Source organism: Paenibacillus aceti, assembly GCF_003614185.1.
GTDB classification, from domain to species: Bacteria; Bacillota; Bacilli; order Paenibacillales; family Paenibacillaceae; genus Fontibacillus; species Fontibacillus aceti.
Map to the genome: position 1 here is coordinate 3,867,266 of NZ_KZ987724.1, position 25,127 is coordinate 3,892,392.

Annotated in this window: 25 protein-coding genes; 2 read left to right on the forward strand and 23 right to left on the reverse strand. The window is 50.9% G+C overall.

Translation table 11 applies throughout. The annotated features are described in order from the left end of the window. Positions 1–338: 338 nt before the first annotated feature. The 13 genes from BFJ94_RS17355 to BFJ94_RS17415 all read right to left on the reverse strand — a co-directional run bounded on the left by BFJ94_RS17355 (position 339) and on the right by BFJ94_RS17415 (position 10,920). A complete protein-coding gene (locus tag BFJ94_RS17355) occupies positions 339–1,880 on the reverse strand; it encodes a SpoIID/LytB domain-containing protein (protein ID WP_229716933.1) in 1,542 nt (513 codons plus the stop codon). Positions 1,881–2,347: 467 nt separating this feature from the next. Further along, complete coding sequence (locus BFJ94_RS17360) at positions 2,348–3,091, reverse strand: CoA-transferase subunit beta (RefSeq protein WP_229716932.1); 744 nt, start codon at positions 3,089–3,091, stop codon at positions 2,348–2,350. Next, positions 3,088–3,918 (reverse strand): CoA transferase subunit A, encoded by an 831-nt coding sequence (locus BFJ94_RS17365; RefSeq protein ID WP_120463785.1) that lies wholly within the window; start codon positions 3,916–3,918, stop codon positions 3,088–3,090. Before BFJ94_RS17365 ends, BFJ94_RS17360 begins: the two co-directional genes overlap by 4 nt. A gap of 17 nt (positions 3,919–3,935) precedes the next feature. Continuing rightward, positions 3,936–5,267 (reverse strand): CoA-disulfide reductase, encoded by a 1,332-nt coding sequence (locus BFJ94_RS17370; protein WP_120463786.1) that lies wholly within the window; start codon positions 5,265–5,267, stop codon positions 3,936–3,938. A gap of 255 nt (positions 5,268–5,522) precedes the next feature. Further along, positions 5,523–5,795, reverse strand: a complete 273-nt coding sequence (locus BFJ94_RS17375; protein ID WP_120463787.1) for a EutN/CcmL family microcompartment protein — start codon at positions 5,793–5,795, stop codon at positions 5,523–5,525. Positions 5,796–5,813: 18 nt separating this feature from the next. Further along, positions 5,814–6,428, reverse strand: a complete 615-nt coding sequence (gene pduL, locus BFJ94_RS17380) for a phosphate propanoyltransferase (protein ID WP_120465284.1) — start codon at positions 6,426–6,428, stop codon at positions 5,814–5,816. 65 nt (positions 6,429–6,493) lie between these two features. Further along, complete coding sequence (locus BFJ94_RS17385; RefSeq protein ID WP_120463788.1) at positions 6,494–6,769, reverse strand: BMC domain-containing protein; 276 nt, start codon at positions 6,767–6,769, stop codon at positions 6,494–6,496. Between the two features lie 242 nt (positions 6,770–7,011). Then, positions 7,012–7,287: a BMC domain-containing protein gene (locus tag BFJ94_RS17390; protein WP_120463789.1), complete on the reverse strand. Its 276-nt coding sequence runs from the start codon at positions 7,285–7,287 to the stop codon at positions 7,012–7,014. A gap of 27 nt (positions 7,288–7,314) precedes the next feature. Further along, positions 7,315–7,863: a BMC domain-containing protein gene (locus tag BFJ94_RS17395; protein ID WP_162944317.1), complete on the reverse strand. Its 549-nt coding sequence runs from the start codon at positions 7,861–7,863 to the stop codon at positions 7,315–7,317. Next, entirely contained in the window at positions 7,850–8,149 is a 300-nt protein-coding gene (locus BFJ94_RS17400; RefSeq protein ID WP_120463791.1) for a BMC domain-containing protein, read from the reverse strand. The genes BFJ94_RS17395 and BFJ94_RS17400 overlap by 14 nt, the downstream gene beginning before the upstream one ends. A gap of 26 nt (positions 8,150–8,175) precedes the next feature. Continuing rightward, positions 8,176–8,499: a BMC domain-containing protein gene (locus BFJ94_RS17405; RefSeq protein ID WP_120463792.1), complete on the reverse strand. Its 324-nt coding sequence runs from the start codon at positions 8,497–8,499 to the stop codon at positions 8,176–8,178. 28 nt (positions 8,500–8,527) lie between these two features. Beyond that, entirely contained in the window at positions 8,528–10,051 is a 1,524-nt protein-coding gene (locus BFJ94_RS17410) for an aldehyde dehydrogenase family protein (RefSeq protein ID WP_120463793.1), read from the reverse strand. 47 nt (positions 10,052–10,098) lie between these two features. Next, entirely contained in the window at positions 10,099–10,920 is an 822-nt protein-coding gene (locus BFJ94_RS17415) for a class II aldolase/adducin family protein (RefSeq protein ID WP_120463794.1), read from the reverse strand. 284 nt (positions 10,921–11,204) lie between these two features. Between BFJ94_RS17415 and BFJ94_RS17420 the strand changes: the two genes are divergently transcribed. After that, a complete protein-coding gene (locus tag BFJ94_RS17420) occupies positions 11,205–11,969 on the forward strand; it encodes a DeoR/GlpR family DNA-binding transcription regulator (RefSeq protein ID WP_120463795.1) in 765 nt (254 codons plus the stop codon). A 220-nt stretch (positions 11,970–12,189) separates the two neighbouring features. Here BFJ94_RS17420 and mtnA read toward each other — a convergent pair whose 3' ends face one another. From mtnA to BFJ94_RS17455, 7 genes are all read right to left on the reverse strand, one after another. Further along, a complete protein-coding gene (gene mtnA, locus BFJ94_RS17425) occupies positions 12,190–13,272 on the reverse strand; it encodes an S-methyl-5-thioribose-1-phosphate isomerase (RefSeq protein ID WP_120463796.1) in 1,083 nt (360 codons plus the stop codon). Beyond that, positions 13,265–14,488 carry an S-methyl-5-thioribose kinase gene (gene mtnK / locus BFJ94_RS17430; RefSeq protein ID WP_120463797.1) on the reverse strand — a complete coding sequence of 408 codons (1,224 nt, stop codon included), beginning with the start codon at positions 14,486–14,488 and terminating at the stop codon, positions 13,265–13,267. Before mtnK ends, mtnA begins: the two co-directional genes overlap by 8 nt. An 84-nt stretch (positions 14,489–14,572) precedes the next feature. Further along, the gene (locus tag BFJ94_RS17435) at positions 14,573–15,565 is read right to left on the reverse strand and encodes an ABC transporter permease (RefSeq protein ID WP_120463798.1); all 993 of its coding nucleotides are present in this window, start codon (positions 15,563–15,565) and stop codon (positions 14,573–14,575) included. 1 nt (position 15,566) lies between these two features. Then, positions 15,567–17,081 carry a sugar ABC transporter ATP-binding protein gene (locus BFJ94_RS17440; RefSeq protein ID WP_438803683.1) on the reverse strand — a complete coding sequence of 505 codons (1,515 nt, stop codon included), beginning with the start codon at positions 17,079–17,081 and terminating at the stop codon, positions 15,567–15,569. Between the two features lie 81 nt (positions 17,082–17,162). Next, entirely contained in the window at positions 17,163–18,311 is a 1,149-nt protein-coding gene (locus BFJ94_RS17445) for a sugar ABC transporter substrate-binding protein (protein WP_438803682.1), read from the reverse strand. A gap of 379 nt (positions 18,312–18,690) precedes the next feature. Then, on the reverse strand, positions 18,691–20,043 hold the full coding sequence (murA, locus tag BFJ94_RS17450; RefSeq protein ID WP_120463799.1) for a UDP-N-acetylglucosamine 1-carboxyvinyltransferase: 1,353 nt from the start codon (positions 20,041–20,043) through the stop codon (positions 18,691–18,693). Between the two features lie 274 nt (positions 20,044–20,317). Then, a complete protein-coding gene (locus BFJ94_RS17455) occupies positions 20,318–20,569 on the reverse strand; it encodes a DUF1146 family protein (protein WP_120463800.1) in 252 nt (83 codons plus the stop codon). Positions 20,570–20,880: 311 nt separating this feature from the next. Between BFJ94_RS17455 and BFJ94_RS17460 the strand changes: the two genes are divergently transcribed. Beyond that, positions 20,881–21,585 carry a copper homeostasis protein CutC gene (locus BFJ94_RS17460; RefSeq protein WP_120463801.1) on the forward strand — a complete coding sequence of 235 codons (705 nt, stop codon included), beginning with the start codon at positions 20,881–20,883 and terminating at the stop codon, positions 21,583–21,585. A 614-nt stretch (positions 21,586–22,199) separates the two neighbouring features. On the opposite strand, the gene BFJ94_RS17465 is transcribed toward BFJ94_RS17460, so the two are convergent. The 3 genes from BFJ94_RS17465 to atpG form a co-directional block, all read right to left on the reverse strand. After that, the gene (locus tag BFJ94_RS17465; RefSeq protein ID WP_120463802.1) at positions 22,200–22,607 is read right to left on the reverse strand and encodes a F0F1 ATP synthase subunit epsilon; all 408 of its coding nucleotides are present in this window, start codon (positions 22,605–22,607) and stop codon (positions 22,200–22,202) included. Positions 22,608–22,668: 61 nt separating this feature from the next. After that, positions 22,669–24,069: a F0F1 ATP synthase subunit beta gene (gene atpD, locus BFJ94_RS17470; protein ID WP_120463803.1), complete on the reverse strand. Its 1,401-nt coding sequence runs from the start codon at positions 24,067–24,069 to the stop codon at positions 22,669–22,671. 143 nt (positions 24,070–24,212) lie between these two features. Further along, complete coding sequence (atpG, locus tag BFJ94_RS17475; protein ID WP_120463804.1) at positions 24,213–25,082, reverse strand: ATP synthase F1 subunit gamma; 870 nt, start codon at positions 25,080–25,082, stop codon at positions 24,213–24,215. Between the last annotated feature and the right edge of the window lie 45 nt (positions 25,083–25,127).

Below are 25,127 nucleotides of genomic sequence, written 5' to 3' on the forward strand. Positions count from 1 at the left end.
TTATGCAGGAATTTTCTCAACTCCAGCCTGATTCCAACCAAAAGGGAGAAAAAGCCTGCACATTTGCAGGAATTCCCTAGGAACAGGTGGTTTTGTTCGCAAAAGCCTGCAGTTTTGCAGGCTTTTAGTTTTCGGTAATTTCCACAGTTAGTTTGCGGCGGCATTTCACAGGTAGTTTTGCTTTATTAGTTTGTGTAGCTAGGTTCACAGTCTGTCTGCGCGATATTTGTCTATTTCGCGGCTGTGTGTCCACGGTTAACTTATGTGTTTATTTACTTAGTCTGTTTAGTGACGTCTGTTGGGCGATACCCAGGTCAGTGAGAACTTGCTGTGACTTATCATTTCTTTTGCTGCCCCAAAATATCGGAAATTTGACCGAATGATATTCCAGTATAGTAGTGTCTGAGAATTTGCGTCGTCGTGTAGCCCCGCTTGGCCATTCCGTTGGCGCCCCATTGGCTCATTCCTACCCCGTGCCCAGAGCCGTAAGTCGTGATCTTCACCTTCGAACCATCCAGCTCTATCGTGAATTGGCTGGAGCGCAGATCCAGCTTCTCGCGGACTTCGCGGCCGCTATAGGTGTTATCGCCGATGCGAATATCCTTCACCCGGCCTCCCGCTGTCACAGACAGCACTTTGAATAGCTTCGCCGCTGGCGTCCCCGTGCTTGCAGCTTGCTCGGAACTTCCCAGCGTACTGTTACCTGCGGCAGTTTCCGTGCCTAATCCGTTCCCAGAACTCGCCCTCTTGCCCGCACCAGTTTCCTTATCTGGACTTATCCCCTTACCAGTCCCCGTCCCTTTGCCGCTTCCATCATTTGCGCCGATTGCCGGGAGCGCCGGGGCCTGCTGTCCCAATTTCGCGAACACCTCCTTCAGGCTTATCTGCTCCGTAACTATATTCTTAGGATTAAGCCCCAGCTCCCAAGGGCTGGAGACGCTGCGAAGATAAGGTACCGCACTCGACCAGTAATCCTCTGAATTCTCGGTGTAGCCGCCGCTGGAGGAGAAGAAGGAAGCCGTGATCGGCTGACCTTGATAGGTCATTATAATGCCGCGCGTCTGATCTACAGCCTGTTGCAGCCTCTTAAGCTGCTTGCCTCTTCCGCTGGTCTTCCATTCTTCCAGGGCACTGCTAGACACATAGGCCTGATGTGAGACGGTATCGTTCACATCAGCCACGCCACCGGGGACTCCGCTAGTGTCCCCGGCGGCCAGGCGGCGGGCGATAAAGGTACGTGCCGCTATCGCCTGCGCCTTGAGGGCCGCGAGCTCGAAGTCAGCCGGCATTTCGGCGGCCAGCACGCCGGTGACGTATTCCTCGAGCGGCAGCGTCTCCACCTCGCCCGTGTGCGTCAAGTACACGCGCACGGGCAACTGTTCGGGATCGGCCGCAGCCTGGCGGCCCGATCCCTCTGCCCGGCCGCCGGCCTGGCCCGCGGCCGGCGAATGCACCGCCGCCGCAGTGCGGGCGGCGTCCTGCGCCTGCGGCGCCCCGTGCTGTACGAGCAGCACGGGCAGCAGCACCGCTAGCGCGCCTACGGCTGCGAGCGCGGCCAGGGGGCCGAACCTTCCTCCCCGGCCCCCCTTCATTTTCCCCGCCGAATTCCACCGCAACTTCGGGCGCCTCTCCACTTTCCCCCTCGGGGAGTCAGAGATAGACGGGTTCAAGCTCCTTCCTTTATATAGATCTTGGTGATCCTCTCTATTCCATGATTCTTCTTGACCACCTCTGGCTTCTTCTTTATTAGCCGGATTAGGCTGCTCTCCTCCGCTTGATGTCCTGAATCTCAAGGTGCTCCATCCTTCATTCTTCAAATCTACGACCTCCATCCGCGTTCTCGCCAGCCGCCCGCAATAACGATGAGCGCTAAACGGCATACATCCTGCTTGTAAATCCGACTTCCTATCAACCTTGCGATCACTTATCCTCTCTACTACTTTTTATGCAAAAAGTAGGCGGCACATACCATAAATCTATGGAATTCATCTTCGAACCGAAGATTCACCCAACTCTCTGAGGTTCATTTCCCGATAATAGGACAGGGGTCTAAGGAAACTACAGAACGCTATTCCTACGAAAATAGGCCCTCTCGAAATCTAACGAAACTCCAGATCGTTATTGGAAACAAATGCAGTCCTTAGAGGATGAATTTAGCCGAATAGCGATATCCCGTTTCGTTGCAATTTCCAAAGGGCCTTTCGGGTGCAAATAGCGATACCATGTTTCGTTAGAGCAGCAGGAGACAGCATAAACAGGACCGGCGTCTCTCCTACCCAAACACACCAAAAAGAGCCGTCCAGTTCCCGCATTTATCCGGGATCAGACGACTCTATGACAACAAACATTACATTTCCTTCGCACGGTAATCGAAGGGATCGATCTGCTTCAGCAGGCTCATTTCGCGTTCGGTCGGCAGTGGTGTGTAGCGAATCTCATCATAACGCAGCGGGAAGCCCGTGTTCGCGGCCACTTCTTCCAGCGAAGAGGTCGGATGGATGGAGTCCAGATACAGGCTGCCATTCTTAAATTCGAATACACACAGATTCGTAACGATCTTCCACAGATTGCCTCTTGTCGTCACGAAATCCACCTTCTCCACAAAAGTACGCTTATCATGCTTCGTACGCCAGATAATCGCCCGCTTCGCCGTAGGGATCAACACCGCGCTGCCTGCCCCGCCGGGCAGACGCACCTTCGGCTTATGATAATCGCCGATAACTGAGGCATTGACGTTACCGGTAACGTCGAACTGCACCCCGCCGAGAAAAGCGACATCCAGCCCGCCGCGCATAGACAGATCGAATACATGCTCCAGCGGGAAATAAGCCTCGCCGCTCGCCAGCAGCTCGGCACCTGCCGAAGAGTAGGACGGCTTCTTGATCGAAGCCGGATTAACGCCGCCGGGAATGTTCAGATGAACGAGGTTCGGGGCATGCATATGTCGGGCCAGCATCATCGCCACCATCGGCATTTGCGACGATACGCCATGGAACACGCGATCTTCATCCCTCAATAGCCTTGCCATGGCACACACCATAATATCGCATACCCTTGGTTCAGCGCCTTTGCTCATGAGATTCATATTCATCTTAGTCCACCTGCCTTAAAACCTCTATCCTTCAGCTCATATTCCTGCAAATAGATGTCCATCTCCTCGGCTTTGAGCTTCTTGAACCGCTCGATCGCCTTCCAATCGGCATCATAGGCCTTCTCCACCGAGCAAGGCGCCGCGCCTCTCGGGGCGTGCACCACGGCGCTGACCAGGAAGCCAGGAATATCGACCAGATCGGGACGCATCCTGATTTTGCTGCGAGGCACGATCTTCTCCGTCGTTACAATGACCTTACGTGCTGCGCGACTCATTAGCGCATCCTCAAATTTCGGCCCATAGATGACCGCATTGCCCTGTTCATCCGCCTCTTGCACATGAACGACGGCAACATCCGGAACAATTGCCTTAACGACCGTTATAGGCTCACCACTGAACGGGTCCTGAATGACGCGAAAATAATCCGCCACCTGTAACAGATCCCCAGCCTTAAGCCCGGCGACTGGCATGAATGGCGCTCCCGCTGCCGCCGCCCGCAAGGCGCAGATCACCGTATAACAGGCATGCTCATTCCCGATTACTCTGCCGCCTTCTACTGCCTTGCGATAATGCATCGCCAGACCGAATTCCGTCTCATAGCTGACGAATCCAGCATCGACAGATTCCACACAACCGACCGCGCACAGAAGGTCGATATCATGCGCCCCCGCCGTCTTTACGATGCGGAGGTTCTTCCGTCTCTGACGGGCCAATTCCCGTACCATCGCCATCGGTGCGCGATGCAGTACATTACCGCCGAAGGAAATGCGGTCGCCGTCCCGGACTAACCCTGCCGCTTCTTCCAAACTCATTATTTTCGAACTCATCCGCTTCTCCCTCCTGGCTACTTCGCTGCATTACATGCAATATGAACGGCATCCCACACCCCCGCAAAAGGCGGAGCATAACAGAGATCGACCATACCCAGCTCGCGTGTCGTCATCCCGGCGTGAATAGCGACCGCAAAGATGTCAATCCGCAGCACGACTCCCTTCTCGCCGATGCCTTGAGCCCCCAGCAGAACCTGGGTTCGCTTATCATAAATCAGCTTGAAGCGAATCGGTGTCGGATCTGGATAATATCTCGGGTGATCTCCAGAGGTAACGAACACGGTACTGTAATCGATGCCCAATCTACGCGCATCCGCTTCCGACATCCCTGTCCGGCCCAGCTCCAGCCCCAGCACCTTGATCGCAGCGCTGCCCAACGTGCCGATAAATTTCTCATGCTTGCCGAGCATATTGCTACCCGCGAGCCGTCCGCATTTATTCGCCGTCGTCCCGAGCGGGATGAAGGTATTCTCCTCCATCACCCGGCTATATACTTCAGCACAGTCGCCTGCGGAATAGATATCCTCGACACTAGTACGCATCTCGCGGTCGATAATGACAGCCCCGTTGCGGGCCAGCGCAACGCCTGAGCCCTGCAGGAAGCCGGTATTCGGCCTGACGCCGATCGCCAGAATGACGAGATCCGCCGCATAGAGGGCCTTATCTGTCTGCACGCCTTGTACTTTTCCGTCGCCCGTAATCGCCTCGACCTTCTCACCAAGATTCAACCGAACGCCATGCTGGAGCAGCTCCTCAGTTGCTATATCCGTGATTTCCTGGTCAAAAGTCTTCAAAATGCGCTCCCCAAGCTCGATCACTCGTACCCGTTTGCCAAGCTCGACCATCGCCTCCGCTACCTCGATCCCGATATAACCAGCGCCGACGATGACTACATCCTGAACATCTGGCCTGGCCACGATCTGCTGCATGGCGATGCCATCCTCCAGCGTCTTCAGCATCAGAACCCCGTCCAGCTCCTTACCTGGCAGATTCGGCACGAGCGGCCGGGTCCCCGTAGCAATCATCAGCTTATCGTAGGATTCCATGAATACCCGATTGCGTTCGAGGTCCTTGACCATAATCTGCTTGCTGCCCGAAATCACCTTGAGCACCTCATGCCGCATATTCGTCCTAATCCCCGCCTCCTCAAATTTCTCACGCGGACGGGCGATCATTTTGGTATAATCATCATTTACACCTGACACATAGTACGGTAAACCGCAGGCTCCATAGGATAAAAAACTACCCTTCTCATACACAACGACTTCCACACTCTGATCCATTCGCTTAAGCTTTGAAGCCGCGGACATGCCTGCCGCTACTCCCCCGACGACAACTATCTTCATGATGACTTCCCCTCTTTCTGCTTGGAGAGGATCTCCGCTTCTGCTTGCTGAAGCGCCTCCTCAACCGTCAACTCTGCCTGAAAGGCCCTACTTATTTTATCGTATAATACGCCTAATACTTCACCAGCATTGTCCAGCGCTGGAAGAGGCTGCGCGCAGTTCTCTATCATATTAAGATGAGCGGAATACCAATCACATCTTGTTGAGTCTATATCATAGGTGGAGCGTCTCTGTCACTTCGGCTCCCCTCCTTCTTTATGGCTGTTCAGACAAATCGATGATCGGCTCGTTATCGACAATCCCGACGACCAATGCGTCGATCGGAGCGTTCTTCGTTAACGCATGCTGATTGCCCTCCCCAAAAGACACGATCACCTGCTGCCCTATACCAGCGCCCATGACATCAGCTGCGACGATAACCTCTTGGTTATCCGTATATTGAGGACGAATAAGCAGTAATTTATAGCCCTGGAGCGTATCATATTTACGGGAAGATACCACATTGCCTACGACTCTACCAATAATCATCCCTTTGTCCTCACTTTACTATTTAATAATCTCCAGCATATCCCCTGTCTTCAGCCCAAAGGCATTACCGTCATCGGTATCAATATGCATGTCCAGCGCAAAATCATCTCTAACGCGGATCATCACCTCATCCATAAGTCCGCCCCTTTGCCCTTCGATCTTCACTTGCACCTTCTGTCCGTTCTGAACACCGAAGGCTGCTGCATCATCAGGGGTCATATGAATATGGCGCTCGGCTATAATACATCCCTGTTCAATAACGACAGTCCCCTTGGGACCGATAAGTGTAATACCCGGTGTGCCAGGGTGTACGCCGGATTGTCTGACCGGAGGATCGACACCGAGCCTCCGGGCATCGCTAGGCGCTACTTCCACCTGCGTATCCTTGCGCAACGGCCCGAGAATGCGAACCTTCTCGATTCGTCCCTTCGGACCGACCAATGTGACTTGCTCATTAGCTGCAAACTGTCCAGGTTGGGAAATATCCTTGAATATAGTCAGCTCATAGCCCGGCCCGAACAGGATATCCAGATGCTCGCGATTCACATGCACATGTCTGGCTGATACGCCGACCGGCACATGCCTGCCCGGCTCCGCGATGGGAGCCAAGCCGGCCTTGTCAAGTTCCTCCATGACAAGCTTCGTAATCGTCTCTGTCAGTCCAACCGTAATCGATTGTGTCATAGGATCACCACTTCTTAGTTCATGCTAGGGAGAAGCTTCACAACATCTCCATGCGGTCTCGGGATAACATGTACGGCGATGAGTTCGCCAATTCTCTGCGCGGCTTCAGATCCAACCTCTACCGCCGCCTTGACTGCACCCACCTCGCCTTTTACCATCACGCTGACCAAGCCGGAGCCGATCTTCTCTGTGCCTATAATTTCAACATTCGCTGCCTTCAGCATCGCGTCAGCCGCCTCAATCGCTGCCGTTAAGCCTCTGGTCTCAATAACACCTAATGATTCGTTCATGGGGGATGCGCCTCCTCAATTTATAGAAAGATCATAGAATCGATATAGTAGTTGTAGCTGTAAAAAGTACATTTAAATTCTCATATTACAAAGAAGCTCTTCGCGGAAATGCATAATGTACATTTAAATCCACCATCTTCTGCTATATGAGCGAAACTCGCTAATTTGCCTGCAGATTCTGCAATTAAAAATGTGGTAGAGTCATTAATCGCATCTTTAGCTGTATTTGATGCAGCTAGAAACTATTTCAACATAGGCAACAGCTTCGCCACATCGCTATGTGGTCTTGGGATGACATGAGCCGCTACGAGCTCACCGATTCGTTGCGCGGCTTCGGAGCCTACCTCTGCTGCAGCCTTCACTGCACCTACATCGCCGCGTACAACTACAGTGACAAGACCGGAGCCGATCTTCTCTGTGCCTACAATTTCAACATTCGCTGCCTTCAACATCGCATCGGCCGCCTCAATCGCTGCCGTTAAGCCTCTGGTTTCGATAATCGCAATAGATTCGTTCATGGATAATTCCTCCTATTTTTAATTAACTTATTTGCGTTTCTTTGTATTTTTGCGAGGGCTGGAAGTCTTCGTCCCCTCCGTAGCATCCTCGGGCTCTACCTCCTGCTGTGCTTCCTTCTGTTGTACCGCAACCTCTTGCGTCACTGTCTCTTGCGCTTTCGGCTCGTGCACTTTCGTTCTTTGTGCCTTCGGCTCAGGCCCTCTCGCCGTCTGCTCTACCGCATCTCGCGCAACTGTCTCTTGAATCAGCGCCTCCGGAACCTCCACGGCCTCCGCTTCTTCTGCCTCACGCGTCGGGACTATGAACTTCATGATCTCGACATGTGGCTTAGGGATTACCAGACTCATCTTCAGCGGGTTACTCGGCTTCCTAGCGCATACCTCTCTGGCTGCTTCAACGGCCGCCGTCACATTGGCAATGCTGCCTGCCACGATCAAGCTGACGAGCCTTCCCCCCAGATACTTCTCGGCACCTAGCAGCTGAACATGAGACGTCTTGCACATTTCATCAACCAGCTCCAACGCCGTCGTGAAATGCTGCGCCTCTACAACGCCAATCGCCTCATAGCTCTCCATCTTCATTCTCCATTCTGTCAACCGGAATTATGGGGCGGATTCCTTCGTAAGGATTGTTAATCGCATGTACAGCGATGATCTGTCCCGTGTGTCCCGCTTCTTCCTCTCCAATCTCCAGGGCAGCCTGTACCGAAGCGACAGAGCCTTTGACCAGGACCGTGACATAGCCCGCACCCGATGGCTCGAATCCGATCACTTCAACGTAAGCGCATTTGACCATCATATCCGCAGCGCGGATCGCGGCGGTCATCCCGATCGTCTCGATCATTCCTAGAGCTTCTCTCATCTTCTCCCCCCTGCTGACAACCACGCTTATTTACGCTTCACCTTTCCCAGCGGAAGCAAGGCATGTAATTCACTGGAGCTTGAAGGGATACAGCGGATCATCACTTCATTAGGACTTACATACTCACAGGCCGCTTCATGCGCCACCTCAAGCGCGATCTGTACATCGCTGATGGGTCCGCTGAATTTCACCTGTACCATCACGGGGATGACGGCATTCTTCTCATCAGGCGGATTGTTGCAATCCATCCCGTGTATCGTAATATTCGCCGCCTTGCACGCCCTGTCCATCGCGGCAAGCGCTACACTGTAGCCCTGAACCTCCAGGAAACCTAGTGCAGAACGATCCATCTCCCATCACCTCCTGATTACCCGCAATTTATACGATTCGAAATGCGCCTTCCGCGAGGACGCAGCGTCTCTGTCTTGTAAATGTTCTTGCCGAGGTCAGCCCTTCGCCTGTCGGCCCGGCAATGGTCATCGTCGTATGTCCCTCACCCTCGAAGCCAACGCCAGCCAACGAGGATGCATTCTTCACAAAAATCGTCGTCCCGATCGCTCGGGCAAAGCGCGTCAAATGCTCCACATTGCGGGAATGCATCAATGCCGTATGGCGATTGCCATGCTCCGCCTTGACCGCCAGCTCGATCGCCTCGTCCAGATTCCGTACCCGAACGATCGGCAGTACTGGCATCATTTGCTCCAATTGGACAAAAGGATGATCGAAGTCCACTTCACAAATGAGCAGTTCTACCTCCTTGCCCGGATTCACACCGAGCTTATCCAAGAAAGTCATCGCATCCTTGCCGATCCAGTCCTTCACCGTGTGGAATACCCGCTTCGTATCGAGCGAGCACCCACGGGCTACCTGCTGCTCATTCGCTTCCAAGGCGAAGCTCATCACTTGATCTAGCTCCTGTTGATCAAGACGGTATGCGCCATGATTCATCATGTGATAAATCAGGTCATCCGCTACAGAATCAACGACGAACACTTCCTTCTCCGCGATACAGAGAATATTGTTATCGAAGGACGCCCCCTTGATAATCTCCTTGGCCGCATGCTCAATATCCGCCGTCTCATCGACAATGACGGGAGGATTGCCCGCGCCCGCGCCGATCGCCTTCTTGCCCGAGCTAAGCAGCGCCTTGACCAGCCCGGGGCCACCCGTGCCGACCAGTAGCTTCGTCTCCGGAGCCGCAACGATCTGTTCCAGCGTCTCCTTCGTCGGCTCTTTCACCATCGTGACCAGATTCTCTGGGCCACCAGCAGCAAGAATTGCCTGATTAATCATTTGTACAGCGAAGGCGCTGCATTTCTTCGAGGACGGATGAACATTGAAGACCACCGCATTGCCCGAGGCGATCATTCCGATCGAGTTATTGATGATCGTCTCTACCGGATTCGTCACAGGGGTCACAGCTCCAATGACGCCAAAAGGCCCTTGTTCCACAATCGTCAGACCGTCATCTCCCGAAAATGCTAGCGTTTTCAAATCTTCGGTCCCCGGAGTCTTGGCAGCTGTCAACTCCAGCTTGGCTAGCTTATCTGCCAGCTTGCCCAGCTTAGTCTCAGCGACGATCATCTGCGCCAATTCCTGCTTGTTCGCTAGCGTCGCTTGACGAATCGCTGAAATAATCGCCTCACGCGCCTCCAGCTTATAGTTCTGCACAAACACCGCCTGTGCCTGATAAGCCGCCTTCACCGCATCCTCAGCCCGATCAAACACTCCATGGTCTCCGCCAGCAGAAGCTGCTACTACCGGTTGTGCTGACCCAGCCTGCGGAACCGCCATCGAAGCCGCTGAGGCCGCAGAGACTGATGCTGTGTCCGACAGCTTCTTCTCGATATTGGTCATGACGCTGCTAATAATTTTCTGAACATCTGCTTCTGTCAAATTCATCGATGCTTCCCCCCTCTAATCATTAACTTCCGGTCCTGCTACTTTACTTAATGATCTAATGGAAGTCTTCTCATGACTTCCTCCGTTACCTTGGCTACGATCGTCTGAATCAATTCCTGCTTATCTGCTTCTACAACCCCCTGCCGAGGTGCTTGCGGGGCAGCCTTCCCTTGGGAACCTGTACGACAGCTCAGAGTTCCTCCCGTCTTGATCCCCATCTTCTCCCGGATCTTGATCAGCTCGGTTAGCTGGTCACAGGTCAGCTCCTGCACTTGATCGGTAATCTTCTTCGTGAGGATGACAGTCATCGCATAATGCTCCAATGATTCCATGCGGAAGTAAGCCTCCGTAATATCCCTGCCCCAGGTTAGCGCACCGTGGTTGGCCAGTAATACCGCATTATAGTCCTTGCAGTAAGGAGCGATAGAATCCGGAACCTCCTGAGTGCTTGGTGTAGCATAGGGAGCAACTGGCACATTACCGAGCAGAATGACTCCTTCTGGTGAATACGCCTGGTCCAGACCGATCCCGGCGATTGCAAAAGCGGTTGCCGCCTGCGGATGCGCATGTACTACAGCGTTTACATTTGGATTTTCCTTATAGACTCTCAAATGCATTTTGATTTCCGAGGAAGGCTTCAGCTTACCGGCCAGCACCTTGCCGCTGAGATCCACCTTCACCAGCATATCCGGTGTCATATAGCCTTTACTGACCCCCGTAGGCGTAGCCCAAATTGCATTCGTCCCGGTCTTCACGGATATATTTCCATCATTCGCCGCTACAAAGCCTTTCGCATAAACCCGTCTGCCTATTTCACAGATCATCTTCTTCGCTTCAAAATCACTTAAATATTTCTGATTATCCAGCATGTAGTCACCTCCTGAATTCTCTGGCTAGCTAAAATCACAACTTCATACATCGATTTTCCTACTTTATACACTGTTTGTCAATTATTTATTTCTGTTTATGTGTTATTTTGTTGGTTTAATAAGTTGTATTTCAAGAACTACAGGGGATAAAATGCGAATAAAAGCTAAAAATCGTCCAAATCCATATCCTATCAAACAACAAAACCCACAATTATAGTAAATTCCGTCCTCAAATATGCTATAATAACTACAAACCAAACTAAATAGGGAAGTGTGATCACTTTATGTTACCAATTGCCCGTAAGGCCAAAATAAAAGAGTTGATTATAGAAAAGAAAAACGTCACTGTTGCCGAGCTGACTGCGATGTTTAATGTTACGGAGGAATCGATCCGCCGTGATCTTAAACAATTGGAGGACGAGGGAATCCTGATTCGTATTTACGGAGGGGCGTATATATCAGACGGCGTGCAGAATGACGTGAATGTCAATCTGCGAGAGCATATCCATGTGGAGGGCAAGAAGCGGATCGCCAGCAAATGTGTGGAATTCATCAAGAACGGGGACTCCATATTCCTGGATGCCTCCACAACATCCTTGTATATTGCCAACATGATCGGAAACAAACGGATTACTGTAGTGACCAATTCGATGAAAATCGTGAATACGTTAGTGGATAGCCCCAGCGTTCATCTTGTAATCATCGGCGGCGTTGTCTCGAACAGCTCCATGTCCGCGCTCGGCCGCAATGCTGAGCAGAATATGAACAGCTATTATTTCGACCTCGCGTTCATCTCCTGCCGTACGATCAGCATGCAGCATGGAATCACCGATTCCAATGAGCAGCAGGCCGAGGTAAGAAGACTCGCCGTGGAACGCGCCAATACAGTGTATCTGGTCGCAGATCATACCAAGTTCGACCGAACTTCCTTCGCAAGTATATGCGGCTTTGAGCATATCCACAGCATCATAGTGGACAAGCCGCTCAGCCAGGAATGGCATGAGTTCCTCGAAGCCCACAATGTAGCGTTAACCGAGTGCGACGAATAGTCTGCGAGCCACTGTTTCACCACTGGTCTTCCGTAGCTCTAACGAAACTCCATATCGCAGGAATTTTCTAAGAACAGGTGGTTTCGCGCCAAATAACCTGCAGTTTTGCAGTTTTCGAGTCGGACTGAGTTCGGATAGAGGTTGGACGAACCATCCTCATCTTAAAAAAGAGCAGCCCAAAGCGCCAAAAGCGAATGGGTTGCTCTTCTTCTGATTCGTACTACTTTCCGGCCTTGAACATCTGCGGCAGACTCTCCTCAAACGGCGCGTAGGCAATACCATTCTCGGTGATAATGGCCGTGATCAGGCTATGATCCGTTACGTCGAAGCAAGGGTTGTACGTCTGCACCCCTTCCGGCGCTTGTGGCTTGGCGTAGAATTTCGTAGTAATCTCTTCCGCTGGCCTCAGCTCGATATGAATATCGTCGCCGTGCTTGCAGTTCAAGTCAACCGTAGATAGCGGCGCGCAGACATAGAACGGAACTCCATAGTGCTTGGCCAAGATGGCCACGCCCGATGTACCGATCTTATTCGCCGTATCCCCATTCTCTGCCACGCGGTCGCAGCCGACGAGCACCGCTTGAATCTTGCCTTCCTTCATCACGATGGAAGCCATATTGTCGCAGATCAGCGTGACATCGACCCCGGCCTCTTTCAGCTCCCATGCCGTAAGCCTGGCCCCTTGAAGCAGCGGGCGCGTCTCATCGGCATACACCTTGAAGTTATAACCGCGCTCCTGACCCAAGTACATCGGTGCAAGCGCAGTCCCGTACTTGGCCGTGGCTATCGTTCCAGCATTGCAGTGCGTCAACAAGCCCATGCCCGGCTTCAGCAGGGATAATGCGTATTCGCCGATATTTTTGCAAATTTGCTCATCCTCGGAACGGATCAACTCCGACTCTTCAAGCAGGGCAGCCTTCACTTCAGCTACCGATTTGCCCGCTTCCCGCTTGAACCGCGTCTCCATCCGATCCAGCGCCCAGAACAGATTGACGGCCGTCGGTCTGGAGGAAGCCAAATATTCCTTCACCTTGAGGAAATCCGCATACAGATCATCATAGGCCTCCGCCTTGGATTGCTTCGTGCCCAGATAGGCGCCATATCCCGCTGCAATCCCGATGGCAGGGGCCCCGCGAACACGCAGATGATAGATGGCCTCCCATATATCCTTCATCTCCTGCAGCTCGAGGAACACCTTCTCATTCGGAAGCAAGGTCTGATCCAGAATAATCAGCGTACTATTAGCATCGTCCAAGGTTACAGATTGAATGACAGATGATAGAATATCCTGTTGATTAGGCATGCTGTTGCACCCCCTCTTTTAGAATTTCCAGGTATTTGGCCCCTGTCGCCAACTGCTCCCTTTCCATGATGAACCGCTTGCCTACAATCAGACAGAACTTCTCGGCCTCGGCCCGCTTGACCTCATCCGCGATAGACGTCACATCCTTCACATGAGCCAGCCCCAGAGTTCTGCGAATCAGCTCAAGTCCCGCCACAGCCGCGGTATCCTTAAGCACATTGCTTAGATAGAAGGATTTGAAGCCTGGGTAATGAGCCACCCGATCCGTCGCCTTCTCATCCCACAGCTTGTTCCATTTCTCCTGGAATAAATCGATGATCGACTGGATCGTGCTCAGCAACCACGCGATATGCTTCTCCTTAGCCGCCCCTGCCCCCATCGTCATTTCCGCGTTAATATAGGCGAAGATCAGGTTAGCAATCACATTGCCGATATCATAGCCCGCTGGACCATAGAAGGCGAATTCAGGGTCGAAGATCTTGGTCGAATCCCCCTTGACGAAGATCGATCCGGTATGAAGATCCCCATGAATTAACGACTGTGCATGGGTCATAAACTCAAATTTCAGCTTAGCTGTCTCCAACAGCAAGGCCTCATCATCCCATAGATGCTCCTGAGCGAACACCCGGGTCGGCCCGAACACATCATTGCGTGGACAATCATAGAACGGCTCTGTGTAGACGAGGTCCTCCGTAATCTCACAGAGGTCCTGATTGATGAAACGTTTGACGAGATCCTTCTTCTCCTTGTGATTCATGACCACATCCGAGGTGAGCAGTAAAGTGCTAGCCAGGAAGGTCGTCATATGATCGGCAAAAAGAGGGAATTGCTTATGCTCCATAAGCGCTTCTCTCATAATGATATGATCGGACAAGTCCTCCATCACACAGCAATTCATGACACTGTCGAACTTGTAAATTTGCGGAACAGAACCGGGTGCGAGCTCATACTGAATCGCCAGGATCTCACTCTCAATCCGGTTACGGTCGGTGGAAACCTCAATATCGCTCGATATTCTGGCCACGGGGCCAGCCTGCTTCACAATAATCGACTTGCCCGACTTCGGATCCTGTACCCGGAATACGAAGTTCAGATTCCCGTCGCCAATCTCCGTACATACCAAATCCGCATCCGGATCGAACATATCCAGTTGTGTTGCGGCATAAGTAATTGCATCTGATTCCTTCATCGTGAAATAAGTGCTGAAATCTCTCATTTTCCCCCAAGCCTCCTGTAAAAAATGAATAGCCATACTGCGAGAAACGATCGTTATCCTTGTGAGTTGAATGAAGTTATCCTTTTATCCCTTGTTCTTGTAATAGGTCAGAGCCAGCGCCAGCGCGAGAACGGTCCCTTTGACAATGTCCATCGCATAATACGGAACAGACATCATGACCAGGCCATTCTGCAGGACACCGATCAGGATAGCGCCGACAAAAGTACCGATCGCGTTCGGTTTGCCCGAACCGAGGACCGACAGGCCGATAAAGGCCGCGGCTACGGCATCCATCAGATAGGGCGCGCCTGCGTTCACTTCAGCCGTCATCACCCGTGAGGCGAGAATGATCCCGCCGATCGCTGCGAACAGAGCGGACAGAAGATAAGCGGCCACGCGATATTTATTTACGGCGATCCCTGACAGCTTGGCAGCCTCTGGATTGCCGCCGATCACATACATGTAGCGTCCATGCTTCGTATAATTCAGAAAAATATGAACAATAGCCACTACGACGACCATAATGATGATGATCCACGGAACTTGTCCCAGCTTGGCGAAGAGCGGGCTAATTGTGCCTGTCGCGAAGCTGCCGTCCGGCATAACCATGTTCTCGGATACCGTCGCGCCTTTGGTATAAGTGAGGGCAATCCCCTGAACGATGAACATCATGGCGAGGGTCATTAGCATATCCGGAATTCTAAGCTTAACGATGGCAAAAGAATTCAGCATCCCAACGATCAAGCTGACGGCAATCGCTACAATGATACCCAGGACGATATTCTGGCCGTACCAGACGAACATCGAAATGACAACGGCATTTGCCAGAGAGGCCACCGAGCCGACCGACAGGTCAAAGCCGTCCACTGACAGAGAGATCGTAATTCCGATGGCGATGATCGTTACGATGGAAATCGACCTCAGAATATTGATAATATTAGAGCCTTGCAGGAAGCCATCTGACATGATTCCGAAGAATGCGATCAGGATCACAATAGTAATCAGGGTTCCGTACTTGTACAGGACATCAAAGAAATCAAATTTACGAGCGGTTTGTGTCGAGTTCCCTTTGCTCATGCTACTTGCCTCCAGTCGAGTAGAACAGAATCTCTTCTTCGTTCGTTTTGCTAGTTTCCAGCTCTTTGACAACCTGTCCGTCATAGAGCACGTACATGCGATCTGTAATCCCCAGTAGCTCCGACATTTCGCAGGATGCGTAGATCACACATTTGCCCTTCGCCGCAAGCCCGGAGATCAGTTCGAAGATGTCACGCTTTGCGCCGACGTCAACCCCCTTGGTCGGTTCATCGAAAATATAAACCTCAGCATCGCCGACCAGCCATTTGCCGATAGCGATTTTTTGCTGATTACCGCCCGAGAGATTTTTAACCTTTACCTGCTCATTCGGTGTCTTGACCCCCAGACTGGCGATCATCTGTCTCGAAATCTCCCTCTCCTTCTTAGAGTTAAGGAAGGTACGCAGGCTGGTGAATTTGCCCAAGCTGACTGCGGTTAAATTAACGGTTACGGATTCAGAGACGAGAATACCTTCCTTGCGCCGTTCCTCTGGTACCAGGGCAATCCCTGCCTTCACCGCCGCATGCGGGGTTTTATAGGTCAGCCTTTTCCCGTTCAGAGTCAACACTCCCGTCCTCACCTTGCTTAGACCGAACAACGCCTTGCACAGCTCCGTCTTCCCCGCGCCCACCAGTCCGCCGATGCCAACAACTTCGCCCTTGCGTACGTACATATTCACGTCATGCACGCTCGTTCCGTCACCGAAGTCTTTGACCTCGAAGCATTTCTCACCCAGTGTAATATTGTGCTCCGGGAACTGCTGATCCATCTTCTTGCCGAGCATATATTCAACCACCTGGTTCTGAGCCAGGTTCCCTATCTTCTCTTTAATGACGAACTCGCCGTCGCGCATGATCGTAATATCATCACAAATTTCAAACAGCTCAGGCAGACGGTGAGAAATGAAGATCACACCTACATTCGCTTGCTTCAAATCTCTGACTATTCGAAACAGCTCTTCGGTCTCGGCATGACTTAGCGGAGCTGTAGGTTCATCAAGAATCAAATATTTGCATTCCTTGGAGATCGCTCGGGCAATAAGCACCATCTGCTTCTCGGCCAAGCTCAACTCACTGGCAAGCTTCTTGGTGGAGACAGGAACATGGAGTCTGGCCAGTACTTCCTTCGATTTACGATGAATCTCCTTCCAGTTCACAAACTGCTTGCCGCCCATATCATTTACGGTCTCATCCAGCATGATATTCTCGCCGACGGTCAGATAAGGGATTAAGGCTGTATCGACCTCCTGATACACGATCTGAATGCCAAGATCCTTGGCATCCTTCGGAGAACGGATATTGACCGGTTTGCCATCTATGAAGATTTCACCTGTATAGTGGTTGTAAGCGCCGGATAGAACCTTCATCAATGTCGATTTTCCAGCTCCATTAGCGCCGATCAGCGCATGGCTTACGCCCGATTCTGTAACAAAGTCAACTTCCTTTAACGCCTTAACTCCAGGGAACTCGATCGAGATTTTTTTCATTTCGATTCTGGATCTTTTCATATCGCTCATTCTTGCCACCCTCTAGCCTATGTCGTTGTAAGGAAGCGCCCTCTGTAGGGAGAGCGCTTACAATCGGGGTATTCATTAACTCTACTTCTTATAAGCGTCCTTAAGCGCTTTCATCCAGTCTGTTGAGAAGGCATCCGTTTCGCCCCAGCCCGGAACAATCTTCGACAGATTCACCATATTGACCGGCTCCGTGGACTCTTTAAGCTTCTCTTGGGTAATCAGACTTGCTTCCATATCATAGGTTTGCGGCGTTTCCTCACCAGCAATTTTGTTAAGCAGAATGCGAACATTCACAGCGCCAATCATTTTAGGGTCAACTGCAGCGGTAGACACCCATGGGCTTTCATCCATTTGCAGCAGCTGAAGGTCACTGTTCGATACGTCGATACCATAGATTTGAATTTCATCGCGTCCAGCTTCCTTAATAGCTCGGGTGGCACCGATCGCGAAGGCATCCCATGCTGCGAAGACGGCATCAATCTCGCCCTTCTTATGTTTCGTCAGCATCGCCGAGACCGCATTTTGTGTCTGTACGGAAGTATCCCCAGCCGCTACACCGAAGCGCTCCACTTCAACGATGCCAGGATATTTCTTTAAGTATTCTTGATATACATTGTTGCGTCTTACCATTGGAGGGAAGCCATCTACCCACAGATAAATGATCTTGGCGTCCTCGCCCTTCTCCTTGATCAGGTTATCGAAAGTCAACCGAGCGAGTGCTTCATCATCCTGCGATGTTAAGGTAACCCCCGGAATATTCTTCAAGTCAGGATTCGAGTCAAAGGTAACGACAGGAATGCCCTTATCAACGATCGTCTTCACTTCGTCAACTGTAGCTGTATCATCACCATGTGAAATAATAATTCCGTCATATTTTTTGTCTACAGCTTGCAAGATCGCATCATGGAACTTTGCTGTATCACCGTTAGCTGTGAAAGTATCAACCGTAATCCCCATCGATTCGCCTTCCTGCTTGGCACCGGCCAGGAACTGTGCAGTATGATCATCCCCACCGATTTTACGGACAACCATTAATTTGATGTTATCCTTGTTCTTAATGGAATCTGGCAATCCTTCGACAACCTTCTTCTCACCCGAATTCGTAGAGGAATTAGAGGAAGCAGAACCTTCAGCCCCTTTGTTATCCCCTCCGCCAGTCGAGCAGCCTGTAGCCACCAAAACCACGGCCAGCAAACTAATGATAAGCGTTTTCATGAATTTGTATTTCACCTTTCCAGCCCCCTTGCTTTGATATAGATTCATTTGTTGTTTGTAATCAAATACTATCATGTTCTTACTGACATTGCAATCAATATTTATTGTTTTGTGTTGTATTTATTCTTGTTTTATTCATTGTTTATATTGTTTTGTGAACAAACATAATATAATTCCATATATTTCTACAATTCTATTTACCATACCGTGGAGACTCAGGGATTCATCCCAAATGATGCCTCAGCATCCATGCTCTTATTATGTAAAATCTCATCACAATCCAATGAAAAAGCAAAAAAAGAGGCCATCCCTTATTTCATCGATAGATCCACAGATCTACAGATGAAGTAAGAGATGACGCCTCTTCCTGCGCAATTCTTATATAATCATGCGATTAAGCCCATGTAGGCTGGATTTTCAAAGACGGTAATTCAGTCTGTACAGCCTGAGCCGCCTTATCAGCTTTATCAGACTCGACAGCCGCTTCCTCCTGACTGATGCGCCAAATATCAGCGCCAAGCCCGGCCAGCTTCTCCGCCAAGTTTACGTACCCACGGTCAATATGATGCGTACCGCTCACTTCCGTCGTGCCTTCTGCTACGAGACCCGCGATAATAAGAGCGGCACCCGCACGCAGGTCGGTCGCGCATACCTTCGCACCGCTGAGCTTCGCTCCACCGGATACAATGGCACTGCGTCCCTCCACTTTGATCTCCGCATTCATCAGGCGGAACTGATCGACATGCATAAATCGATTCTCAAATACGGTCTCTGTCACCACACTCGTGCCTTCAGACGCGAGCAACAGAGCCATCATTTGTGACTGCATATCTGTCGGAAAGCCTGGATAAGGCAAGGTCTTCACATCGACCGCCTTCAGCGGCCCATCGGCAATAACACGAACCCCATTCTCCTCGGCTTCTACACGAACTCCCATTTCCTCCAGCTTGGATATAATCGGTCCTAAGTGATCCGCAATGGCGCCTTCAATGAAGACGTTCCCGCCAGTAATCGCCGCCGCAACCATGAACGTTCCAGCCTCAACCCGGTCAGGAATCACGGTATGCTCAACCCCATGCAGCTTCTCTACGCCTTCAATACGGATGACACCAGTACCAGCGCCGCGAACGACTGCACCCATGCTATTTAAATAATTGGCCAGATCCACAATTTCCGGTTCCTTGGCCGCATTCTCAATTACGGTCGTACCCTCTGCCAGCGTCGCCGCCATCATAATATTCTCTGTAGCGCCTACACTTGCCACGTCCAGATAGATCTTCGCACCACGCAGCCGGCCCCCCGACTTCGCCTCGATAAAACCTTGTCCCAAATTAATCTCTGCACCCATCGCTTCAAAGCCCTTCAAATGCTGATCAATGGGTCTAGTTCCAATTGCACAGCCTCCTGGCAATGAAATCCGTGCATATCCTGTCCGGGATAACAATGGTCCCATTACGAGAAAAGACGCCCGCATTTTTCGTACCAAATCGTACGGTGCTTCACAAGAAGCGATAGTGCGCGCATCGACCGTAATGACTTCACGCTCGTATGTAACGCTCGCTCCTAACGATTCCAATACTTTATTAATCGTCATCACATCGTCTAGAGGTGGGGCATCACGAATGATGCTCTCGCCTTCCTCTCCCAACAAAGACGCTGCGATGATCGGCAGCACTGAATTTTTTGCTCCGCTCACTTTTACGTTCCCGGCCAAGACATTGCCACCGCGGACGATAAATTTACTCATCTCGGTTCCCTCCGCGTGTTCATTTTCACTATTTTCCCCGACATAAAAAATAGTATCCCGCTTAATTTCCCTAAATTTCATCATATCAAATTCAATTTAAAGCGTACAAGCTTGATTTGTGTCAATAAAAATTATCATATCAAGAATTTTCTTAGCATTCAAACCGACTAAAGGAGCATTCTTATCCCCATTGTTGACACAAAATTTTGATGTTATTCGACATTTTTCATGTCCCATCATATTCTAACATACTTGGGGCCTGTTTGGCTCCTCGTTAAAACATATATCGCAGCATCTGCGTATATCCCCAATAATCCAGAACAAAAGCAGCAACAAAACGTCCCAATACTACAGCAAGCAGTAAAAGGAGTAACTTCCCTTGCGGTCCCTTCGGATTACGGATAACGAGGTCCAGCTTGAGGTTCTGCAGCGCCCACCATGAGATAGCGATACAGGCTAGCGATACAATGATCCCTGTAAGGCCGCTGATCCCGACCGACGCTGATACGGACTCGACTGGATGCACATCATTTTCCCCCTGTCACGTTATTATATTTATGCTGTAGGCCCTTAATCGGTTAATAAGTAACTGAAGAAAGGGGCTGCTCACAGGTAAAGCCCGGCAAAATGAAATTATAGACCTCCTATATCATACTTGGCAACGAGACAATAATCCAGTATTACTTTTCGTTGTAAAGGTTTCCAGTAGAATCTATTTTGTAACCTTTGCGTTAAGTTTATGCAGTTTTGCAACCGCCCTTTTCATCAGGAAAAATACTATAATGAACTGGAGAGGGACAGCCCATAACGGGAATCATGGAAAGGATGGATTCTACTATGAAAATAGAAGTCATTGCTTACACCTTGGCAGACGCCCTGGCCGCAGCTGCAAACGGAGCGGATCGCCTGGAGGTAATTACCGCCCCTGCAGAAGGAGGCCTAACCCCAAGCATCGGTCTCGTTCAATCGATTCAGGAGCAGGTCGATATCGACATCCGCGTGATGATACGCCCGCATAGCCGCAGCTTCGTCTACTCGGAAGAGGATATCGCCGTCATGGAGCGCGATATTAGCGCCTTCCGCACGCTCGGAGTATCCGGCATTGTGCTCGGTGCCTTAACCCCACAGGGAAGCGTAGACACTGCTCTGCTCGACAGATTGCTCGCTGTCTCTGGCAGCCTGCCGATTACCTTCCACCGCGCCATCGATGAAGCGGCTGATCTGGAGCAAGCTTTGCGAACGCTTGGCCACTATCCGCAGATAACCCATACCCTGACCTCCGGCGGTCTTCCATCGGTGCTTGATGCGGCGGATATGATCCGGCGATTAGGACCCGTGGCCGAGGCACAAGGCATCACTCTGCTGCCCGGAGCTGGCTTACATATCGATGCTCTTGAAGCGTTTCTGCGCCACACAGGGGTCCACGAGTTCCACATCGGCTCCGGTGCCAGACAGGGTGGCAGTATCCTCAATCCAATCGACGTAGACAAGCTGACCGCTATACGCCGTATTGCCGATCAATTCCCGGCCTCGGAGGAATAGAGCTCATATGAGCCGCATAATCTGCGATTCTCACGGTTCTCAGGCTATGGAGCAAGCCGCTACAACGATAAATCATAGTTTTATTATTCTAACGAAACGTCAACACGCTATTTGCGAGAAAACACGGCCTTTTCGAATCTAACGAAACACCATAACGCTATTTGAGCTAAATCGAGGCTTTAATTGGCTGTTTGGGCAAAATAACGTTACCCCGTTTCGTTACAATTTTCAACTGCCCTTTTAGGCGCGAATAGCGTTACCACGTTTCGTTAGAGTTTCGTTTAGAGTAGCGCTCGAGTACCGCATGCCCTCATTAGGGCTGGCTGCACAGGTTGGGTTGTGCTGAAGTCCACATATATGACCGTGGAATTGTGTGGATGATTGTGAGTTTATGCAGTGTTCTATGTAAAGTTCGCAATTAGGCTATATGAACTAGTCGCCCAGTCTATTCGGCTATAATCCTGTTTCGCAGCCTAATTCTATCAGATGAGTTCTACAGACTTAGTTCGATAGTTCGCAATTGATTGCCTATGCTAGTCCTACTAGGAAAGGTAGTTAGCTATCTACACTAAAAAAGACCGGACATCAAGAATGATATCCGGTCTTAGATATAATTATTTGGAGCTGCTGGCGACGTTAATCCGCGTCACGGCTCTCTGCAAGGCAAGCTCAGCACGGCGCTGGTCGATCCGATCCTGGCTGCCGCGCGCCAATCGGCGTTCAGCACGCTCACGGGCTGCGATGGCCCGCTCCAGATCGATATCCTCAGGCATCTCTGCGCTTTCGGCAAGAATGATCGTCTTATTCCCTTGCACTTCAGCAAAGCCTCCGTGGACAGCGACAGCAATCGTCTTACCATTGATCTTGGCCTCGATCGGTGCAACTCGCAGCGGGGTCACGAACGGAATATGTCCGGGCAAAATACCAAGCTCCCCTTCAACTCCGCGGATGGTCAGACTGTTCACTTCTTCCGTGAACACAACATGCTCCGGTGTAACGATTTCCAGTGTAAAGGTACTCACTTTTCATCCCTCCTGTTCGTGGGACGTTCATTTCTGAAGCATCCGACGTAAGCGGTGCGATTTACAGCGTCTTCGCTTTCTCTACAGCCTCTTCAATCGTACCGACGAAGAGGAAGGCCGCTTCCGGAAGATCGTCATGCTTGCCTTCAAGGATCTCCTTAAAGCTGCGAACCGTATCAGCAACCGGAACATACTTCCCTTTCAGGCCTGTAAACTGTTCAGCTACGTTAAACGGCTGCGACAAGAAACGTTCTACCTTACGCGCCCGAGCTACGATCAGCTTGTCATCCTCGGACAATTCGTCCATACCGAGGATCGCGATAATATCCTGAAGCTCTTTGTAACGAGCGAGCAATTGCTTAACCCCTTGGGCTACATTGTAATGTTCTTCCCCTACTACTTCTGGGGAGAGCATACGTGAGCTGGATGCGAGCGGGTCCACAGCCGGGAAAATACCTTTTTCGGAAATTTTACGGTCCAGGTTGGTTGTCGCATCAAGGTGAGCAAATGTAGTGGCTGGAGCCGGGTCAGTGTAGTCATCCGCAGGAACGTAGATCGCTTGGATCGAAGTAACGGAACCTTTCTTCGTCGAAGTAATCCGTTCTTGCAATTGGCCCATTTCCGTAGCCAGCGTAGGCTGGTAACCTACCGCAGAAGGCATCCGTCCGAGCAAGGCGGATACTTCCGAACCCGCTTGTGTAAAGCGGAAGATATTATCGATGAAGAGAAGCACGTCGCGGCCCTCTTGATCGCGGAAATATTCAGCCATGGTCAGACCTGTCAGAGCAACGCGCAGACGTGCGCCTGGCGGCTCGTTCATTTGTCCGAATACCATCGCTGTCTTATTGATAACGCCGGACTCGGACATTTCCATGTACAAGTCATTACCTTCACGGGTACGTTCACCTACGCCCGCAAATACCGAAATACCGCCATGCTCTTGAGCGATATTGTGAATCAATTCCTGAATCGCAACCGTCTTACCTACACCCGCACCACCGAACAGGCCGATCTTACCGCCTTTGGCATAAGGAGCAAGCAAGTCGATTACTTTGATCCCTGTCTCCAGGATCTCGGATTGCGTCGACAAATCTTCAAACGCAGGAGGATCACGGTGAATCGGGTTTTTCAGTTCATCTTCAATTTGACCTTTATTGTCGATCGTTTCTCCAAGCACGTTGAATACCCGGCCCAGAGTAATCGAACCTACTGGTACGGAGATTGGAGCACCCAAATCGATCGCTTCAATTCCACGCACAAGGCCGTCCGTTGAAGACATGGCGATACAACGAACCAGATTGTCACCCAGGTGGCTGGATGTTTCAAGAATCAGGTCGCCTGACGCATTTTGTTCGCCTTGCTTCACAATTTTAATAGCGTTATAAATCTCCGGTAGCTGGCCGCGTTCGAATTCGATATCAACGACCGCACCCATTACGCTAACAACGCGTCCTTTGTTCATCCTTTTTGTTCCCTCCTAATAAGTTTTGCGGTACCCTGCGCAAGCTCTCCCCTACAAAAAACAGCACGCTTCACACAGGGACAACTACTTCCGCAAACTATCATCGTAACCGTAACAGGCCGTCTTCATGAACAAGACTATGATTAGCCTTGTGCATTGGCTCCGGCAACAATTTCCGTAATTTCCTGAGTGATCGCCGCTTGACGAGCGCGGTTATATGTCAGGGTAAGTTCATTAATCATCTTCGTAGCATTCTTCGTTGCGCTGCCCATCGCTGTCATCTTCGCGCCAAGCTCACTCGCTTTGCCTTCCAAAAGTGCAGCGAAGATAAGCGTCTCCGCATACTTCGGCAACAGCACACCCAACACGCGCTCTGGTGATGGCTCATATTCATAGGCTGTTGTCACTCCATCATGCTCTACACTTTCAAAAGGAAGCAGACGGTCGATCGTCGGCCTCTGAGTGATCGCGTTGATGAACTTGCTGTAGCACAGATAAACCTCATCATATTCCTCTAGTTCAAAGCCCTGAACTGCTGCATAGGCAAGAGATTTAATGTCAGCAAACCGCGGAGTATCAGACAGGTCCGTCACATCGAACACAACAGGATGTTGACGACGACCCAGATAATCACGGCCTTTACGGCCAACAACGAACAGCCCGTATTCTTCCTTGGAAGCATGCTTGCTCTTGAGGTAATCTGTCAACGCACGCAAGATATTGGCATTATAACCGCCAACAAGCCCGCCATCCGAAGTTATTACAATATAAGCAGTGCGCTTTACAGGACGAGTTACTAGCATTGGATGGGAGATTTCCTCTGAACCATCCGTACCGTTCGCAATACTGGACACAACTTCACGCAGCTTGTCAACATAAGGACGGGAGGATTGGGCTTTCTCCTGAGCTCTTCTCAGCTTGGCGGAAGCGACCATCTCCATGGCCTTCGTGATTTGCCGGGTATTCTGAACGCTCTTGATCTGGCGTTTTATTTCGCGCATCCCTTTTGCCATGATTTCACCACCTTACATAGTCACAAACCGGCAATCCGGCGAGAA

Excerpts from the sequence above, each read along its gene's own strand:
- BFJ94_RS17460 (WP_120463801.1), top strand. The coding sequence starts at position 20,881 with ATGAAAATAGAAGTCATTGCTTACACCTTGGCAGACGCCCTGGCCGCA.
- BFJ94_RS17355 (WP_229716933.1), bottom strand. The coding sequence starts at position 1,880 with ATGCCGTTTAGCGCTCATCGTTATTGCGGGCGGCTGGCGAGAACGCGG.
- BFJ94_RS17375 (WP_120463787.1), bottom strand. The coding sequence starts at position 5,795 with ATGATTATTGGTAGAGTCGTAGGCAATGTGGTATCTTCCCGTAAATAT.
- atpG (WP_120463804.1), bottom strand. The coding sequence starts at position 25,082 with ATGGCAAAAGGGATGCGCGAAATAAAACGCCAGATCAAGAGCGTTCAG.
- BFJ94_RS17435 (WP_120463798.1), bottom strand. The coding sequence starts at position 15,565 with ATGAGCAAAGGGAACTCGACACAAACCGCTCGTAAATTTGATTTCTTT.
- BFJ94_RS17390 (WP_120463789.1), bottom strand. The coding sequence starts at position 7,287 with ATGAACGAATCTATTGCGATTATCGAAACCAGAGGCTTAACGGCAGCG.
- BFJ94_RS17440 (WP_438803683.1), bottom strand. The coding sequence starts at position 17,081 with ATGAGCGATATGAAAAGATCCAGAATCGAAATGAAAAAAATCTCGATC.
- pduL (WP_120465284.1), bottom strand. The coding sequence starts at position 6,428 with ATGGAGGAACTTGACAAGGCCGGCTTGGCTCCCATCGCGGAGCCGGGC.
- BFJ94_RS17400 (WP_120463791.1), bottom strand. The coding sequence starts at position 8,149 with ATGAGAGAAGCTCTAGGAATGATCGAGACGATCGGGATGACCGCCGCG.
- BFJ94_RS17395 (WP_162944317.1), bottom strand. The coding sequence starts at position 7,863 with ATGGAGAGCTATGAGGCGATTGGCGTTGTAGAGGCGCAGCATTTCACG.
- BFJ94_RS17360 (WP_229716932.1), bottom strand. The coding sequence starts at position 3,091 with ATGAATATGAATCTCATGAGCAAAGGCGCTGAACCAAGGGTATGCGAT.
- murA (WP_120463799.1), bottom strand. The coding sequence starts at position 20,043 with ATGAGTAAATTTATCGTCCGCGGTGGCAATGTCTTGGCCGGGAACGTA.
- BFJ94_RS17410 (WP_120463793.1), bottom strand. The coding sequence starts at position 10,051 with ATGAATTTGACAGAAGCAGATGTTCAGAAAATTATTAGCAGCGTCATG.
- BFJ94_RS17405 (WP_120463792.1), bottom strand. The coding sequence starts at position 8,499 with ATGGATCGTTCTGCACTAGGTTTCCTGGAGGTTCAGGGCTACAGTGTA.
- BFJ94_RS17415 (WP_120463794.1), bottom strand. The coding sequence starts at position 10,920 with ATGCTGGATAATCAGAAATATTTAAGTGATTTTGAAGCGAAGAAGATG.
- BFJ94_RS17370 (WP_120463786.1), bottom strand. The coding sequence starts at position 5,267 with ATGAAGATAGTTGTCGTCGGGGGAGTAGCGGCAGGCATGTCCGCGGCT.
- BFJ94_RS17385 (WP_120463788.1), bottom strand. The coding sequence starts at position 6,769 with ATGAACGAATCATTAGGTGTTATTGAGACCAGAGGCTTAACGGCAGCG.
- BFJ94_RS17420 (WP_120463795.1), top strand. The coding sequence starts at position 11,205 with ATGTTACCAATTGCCCGTAAGGCCAAAATAAAAGAGTTGATTATAGAA.
- mtnA (WP_120463796.1), bottom strand. The coding sequence starts at position 13,272 with ATGCCTAATCAACAGGATATTCTATCATCTGTCATTCAATCTGTAACC.
- BFJ94_RS17365 (WP_120463785.1), bottom strand. The coding sequence starts at position 3,918 with ATGAGTTCGAAAATAATGAGTTTGGAAGAAGCGGCAGGGTTAGTCCGG.
- mtnK (WP_120463797.1), bottom strand. The coding sequence starts at position 14,488 with ATGAGAGATTTCAGCACTTATTTCACGATGAAGGAATCAGATGCAATT.
- atpD (WP_120463803.1), bottom strand. The coding sequence starts at position 24,069 with ATGAACAAAGGACGCGTTGTTAGCGTAATGGGTGCGGTCGTTGATATC.